The 4,875-nt window shown below is 62.1% G+C and carries 3 protein-coding genes and 1 tRNA gene; 2 read left to right on the top strand and 2 right to left on the bottom strand.

The genetic code is table 11. The features are described from left to right. Window positions 1-949, top strand: a 949-nt coding sequence (locus FJ222_12065) for a polysaccharide pyruvyl transferase family protein (GenBank protein MBM4165156.1), incomplete at its 5' end; no start/stop codon positions are given. A gap of 246 nt (window positions 950-1,195) precedes the next feature. On the opposite strand, the gene FJ222_12060 is transcribed toward FJ222_12065, so the two are convergent. Together FJ222_12060 and FJ222_12055 are read right to left on the bottom strand one after the other, a co-directional pair. Further along, window positions 1,196-2,326 (bottom strand): hypothetical protein, encoded by a 1,131-nt coding sequence (locus tag FJ222_12060; protein MBM4165155.1) that lies wholly within the window; start codon window positions 2,324-2,326, stop codon window positions 1,196-1,198. A gap of 583 nt (window positions 2,327-2,909) precedes the next feature. Next, window positions 2,910-3,884, bottom strand: coding sequence for a peptidylprolyl isomerase (locus FJ222_12055; protein MBM4165154.1), 975 nt, complete (start codon window positions 3,882-3,884; stop codon window positions 2,910-2,912). A 243-nt stretch (window positions 3,885-4,127) separates the two neighbouring features. Between FJ222_12055 and FJ222_12050 the strand changes: the two genes are divergently transcribed. Then, window positions 4,128-4,204: transfer RNA gene (locus FJ222_12050), tRNA-Arg, on the top strand. Window positions 4,205-4,875 lie beyond the last annotated feature (671 nt).

The raw sequence follows: 4,875 nt of genomic DNA, 5'->3' as shown, positions 1-4,875 counted from the left end.
CCTTTCGGACTATCCGGAAATCCCGACGGAAATGCTGCGTCACGCGCAGGACGCCGGACGGAAGACCGTGGTGTGGCAGGTCGGCATGAACAACGAATTGAACCCCGCCAAATATCGCGTCCTGCCCGGCAGGAAACGCATGCTTCTCGACGCGCTCATGATCGCATCCCTCGGGTTGTTCCGGGGGATTGCCTGGGAAGAGCGCCGCCGCGTCGCACGCGCACGCCTGCGGATTGCCGGAGCGCTGAACGCGGCGGATCTGGTGGTCGTACGTGATCCGGAAAGCCGGATACAGGTGGAAGCCTGCGGTGTCTCCGAACCGGTTCATGTTGGGGCCGATTCCGCGCTGCTGCTCGAAGCATCCCCGTCACCGGTGTTTTGCCGGGAAGCAGACAAGATGCTTGCTTTCCCCGGTCCGAAAATCGGCCTGTGCGTCTCCGCCCAGCGCGAGATTGCGAACCGGCCAGCCCTGGTGGCCTATCTGGACCGCTTGGTGGATGCGGACAGCAGGCGCGTGCTGTTCATCCCCATGAATCCGCTGACCGATGCCGCTCTCATGGAAGACTTGCGCCGGGCGATGCACCACCCGGAGCGGGCCGCGACGCTGACCGGGCGGTATGAGCCGGCCGACATCCTCGCCGCTGCAGCCCGGATGGATGTGATCGTCAGCAGCCGGTTGCACCTGCTGATCTTTGCGTCTATCGCACACACGCCATTCATTGGGATCAGTCGCGGCTCCAAGGTGGATCACTTCCTCGCCCCGTACGGATTGCGCTCTGTCGGCAGCGTCGAGACGTGCGATTTTGACGCGATGCATGCTGAAACGCTGCGCCTGCTCGATGACAAGGCCGACTTCGCAAAGCGCAGCCGCGAGGTCCGCCGGCAACTGCTGGCGCGCCTGGCGATCACACGCGGACTGCTTTCCGCCGCCCTGCAGACGTGCATCTGACACGGCATCACCGACCACGCCGGACCGGGGTCATGGGCGCTGATGCTCCAACGCTTCGATGCGGCGCGCCAATTCCTCGGATTGCCGTTGAAATTCATGCGCTTTCGATCCCGGAAGCGCCCGGGATAGAAGGAAACCCCGGCGGTTTGCCGGGGCTCCATCTTCGCTCGCGCCACTGCCAACTGCCACTGCCAGCTTCATGCCGCGCGCCTGTCATACTCCGTCAGCTCGGCCGCCGGTGGGCGATCACGCTTTGTTGACGATCTTCCAGAACGCCTCCACCTCTGCCGGTCTCGGAGCCAGGCCGCGGTAATGCTTCAAGAACACGTTCGCGCCGCCGACGTGTCCGAGTTGCTGGCAGACGTGGTTCACGTTGCCGCTCTTGGCATACATCATCGTCGCGGCGGTGTGCCGCAGCACGTCGTTCGGCCATTCCTCGATCCCGATCGCCTGCATGATCCGCTCCCGGTCGCCGCGGAATCCGCCGGCCGACCGCACCAGCGGCCCCTCCCCCTTGTAGCGGGTCAGCCACTGGAGCAGGTTCGGCGCCATGTCCACATGCCGCGTCGTCCGGGTCTTGGTCACCTCGCCCATCAGGCTGATCGTCTTGCGCTCGATGTCCACCGACTCCCAGGTCAGCCGCAGCGCCTCGGCCGGCCGGATCCCGGCGAAGGTCATCACCGCCAGCGCCGCCACGCTGCCGGGAGCCACGGTCTCCGCCTGGTGCATCATGGCCCTGATCCGGTCCGCCGACCAGGTGGCCGGGGGTGTCTCGTCCTGCCGGTGCATCCGTCGCCCCTCCCCGCGGAAGAACCGCAGCAGGGTCAATCCGGCCCCGAGATACATGTCGGCCGTGCGGGGCGACCAACCCCGCGCCGGGGCCAGTGTCCGGACGGCCGCCTCGATGTCGGCCTTGTCCAGCGTGACCGTCGGCGCGTTCGCCAGCGCCTCCGCCAGGATATTCAACTTGATATTTTTATCGTGGAGGGAGCAGTCGCGCCGGCCGCCCTCGCGCATGGCCGCCAGATAGCGCCGCGCCGTCGCGTCCCACGGCTCCTGATTGCCGGCCGGGTGCTTGCTGAGCCAGAAGTCCACGGCCTCAGTGATCGTCGCCCGGCCGGCCAGCTTTTTGACCGCCGCCGCGACCTCCACGCGCAAGGCGTCCTTGATGGTCAGCGCGGACGTGCCCGAGTTCTTCAATTCAACGGTCTTGGCCTGACACCAAATCTTCGCATCGTTAAGCGAACCGAACGCCTTTCGTGTGCGGTTGCCATCGCGCATAAAGTCGGCCAGATAATATCCGTCGCGGATCTCGCGCACGGCAATTCCGCCGAAATAGCTTGTCCGAACCACCCGCCTTCCGGTATGCTTACCCACGGTGCGCCTCCTTGTGTTAGCCTGTTCGTGTCAGACGGCGCAAGTATAGGCGTTTTGTCAGCAATTTGTCAACAGCAATTAAATAACCCAGTAAAACGCGTATAAGCAAATCACTTTTAATCATGTGGTCGCGGGTTCGACTCCCGCGCGGCCTACCACTCTAAATACTTATATATCAAGTAGTTAATCTGACGTGGAACTGCAAGCATCTCGCCAACGCCGCACACCGTCAGAAGATCGAGGCGTTGGTCGGTCAAGCAGGCTATGCCTGCCCGGTGATCTGCACGCCCGAGGAACTCATGGAGGAATAGCTATGCCGAACGATCCAGTCGTTGATGAAATCCGTAGGATTCGACACGCCGATGCTCAGCGGTTCGGTTTTGACCTTCGTGCAATGGTCGCCGATCTGCACAGGCAAGAACAGGATCAACCCGAGCGCCTCGTTTCCTGCAATCCCAAACCCGTCCGGCGCTGAAGACGGCATAGAAACCGGGGCAACACCGGAGACACACAACTTGAGGCGCTTGTCGTGCCCAACGAAAAGCGTGTGGTCCCTCGTGTGGCCCCGGCTTCACGGCTGATTTTAGAAGCTGACCAGTTCCACGTCGAAGATCAGCCAGGCATTGGGCGGGATGACCCCGCCCGCGCCGCGGGTGCCATAGCCGAGCTCAGGCGGAATGGCGATGGTGCGCTTCTCACCCTTCTTCATCAGCAGGACCGTCTCGTCCCACCCGGGGATGACCTGCCCCTTGCCGACTGGGAAACTGAAGGGCTGGCCGCGAGTAAGGGAACTGTCGAAGGTCTGGCCGCTGACCAGCTTGCCGGTGTAATGAACCGCGCAGACGGCACCGGGCTTGGGAGTCTCGCCCGATCCCGCCTGGGTGATCGTGTAGCGCACACCCTTGGGCGTGACCGGAGCATCCGCCGGAACAAAGCGGTGGGTCAGCGCGACCTGCGCAGCCGCAGCCTTCGCGACCCTGTCGTGGAAACGCTTCTGCGCCCCCTGCGACAGCGCGTCGAACCGGGCCTGATCAACCACGAAGGCCTGAGCATCGGCGCCGACGCGGTGGATGCGGACCATCTGGATCACATCGCCCTGCTGGATCGCATTGACCACATTCTGACCCGACACGACATGGCCAAACACAGTATGCTTGCCGTCCAGATGCGGCGTCTTGTTGTGCGTGATGAAGAACTGCGACCCGTTGGTGCCCGGACCCGCATTGGCCATCGAAAGAATACCCGCGCCGCTGTGCGTGAGGGTTTCATCGATCTCATCGCCAAAGCGATAGCCCGGGCCGCCCCGACCGGTCCCTTCGGGACAGCCGCCCTGGATCATGAAATTGGCAATCACGCGATGGAAGGCCAGTCCGTCGTAAAAGGGCTGCCCCGCGGGCTTGGCCGCATTGGGCAGCGTGCCTTCGGCGAGGCCGACGAAATTGGCCACGGTCATCGGCGTTTTCTGGAATTCCAGCGCACAGACGATCACACCCTGGGTGGTGGTGATGGCGGCGTACAAGCCGGGTTCGGTCGGAATACCCGCGACGGGTGCTTTCATCATTTCCTCGTGTTTTACGGGTTCGGCCGATGGCGCTGCGTTTTCATCCGCACGGCAGTCCATCCCAGCAATGCCTGAGCACAGCAGCGTGACAAGATACAACGAACGGCGCATCGTTCAAACTCCTCGATTGGTTGGTTTTGAAAGGCGAAAGTGTAGCATACCCGGCGGATCACGCAACATACAAAATCACAGCCTTGCCGCCGCCGTCCCCTTTTGATACTGTGTACACACGGTTGTTACAGGCCAGTAGCTCAGTTGGACAGAGCACAGGATTCCTAATCCTGGGGTCGCGGGTTCAACTCCCGCCTGGCCTACCACTCTAAACCGTTGAATATAAGAGCACCTGATTCTTCGCCTGCTCGACCGCCAGCGCCTCCTGCAATCGGCGGATCAGCTCCGCATCCGTTCCGGCCACGTCCCAGCCGCCGCTTGTCACATCCCCGTCAGCCATTGTTGAGTCCTCCGTGGTTGTTATCCGCGCGCCCCTTCCGGCCACCCCGGCCGTCTGCGCGCCCTCCATAACCAACAAAAGGAACCAACATCTGTCACATTTCTCAGTCATCTTACGCCACTTGCCCAACGGGGTTCATAAGGGACACTCAGTATCTTATGCGGGGTACGCTTCGCAGATGTGAATAGGAAACCTGTCCCTTGGCCGCCTTGCATCCGACCGGTCGGGCCCCGTTGGCCTGAAAAAACGAACAGAAACGAACAGAAACGAACACGAAACGGGCCCCCGCGACGGCGGCGCGACGCACTCCAGTTATCTGCGAGGCTGTTCGAGTCTTTCCACGGTTTGTGAACACAGTTTTGCCTCCTCATTCTACGCTAGAAATCAACACAGTGATTCCGCAGGTTGAACGCTGGTAGACGGACGCACCCGACGATCGGCGCCCCGTTTTCCGGACATCTATCGGCGGAGGCGCGTGCAAAACCTCCATCGTCGGTTCTGCAAGCGCCGTATTCAGAAGCCAGTATTCAGAATTCC

This window comes from Lentisphaerota bacterium, assembly GCA_016873675.1.
Classification (GTDB): Bacteria; Verrucomicrobiota; Kiritimatiellia; order RFP12; family JAAYNR01; genus VGWG01.
This window is presented reverse-complemented; position numbering and strand designations above follow the sequence as displayed.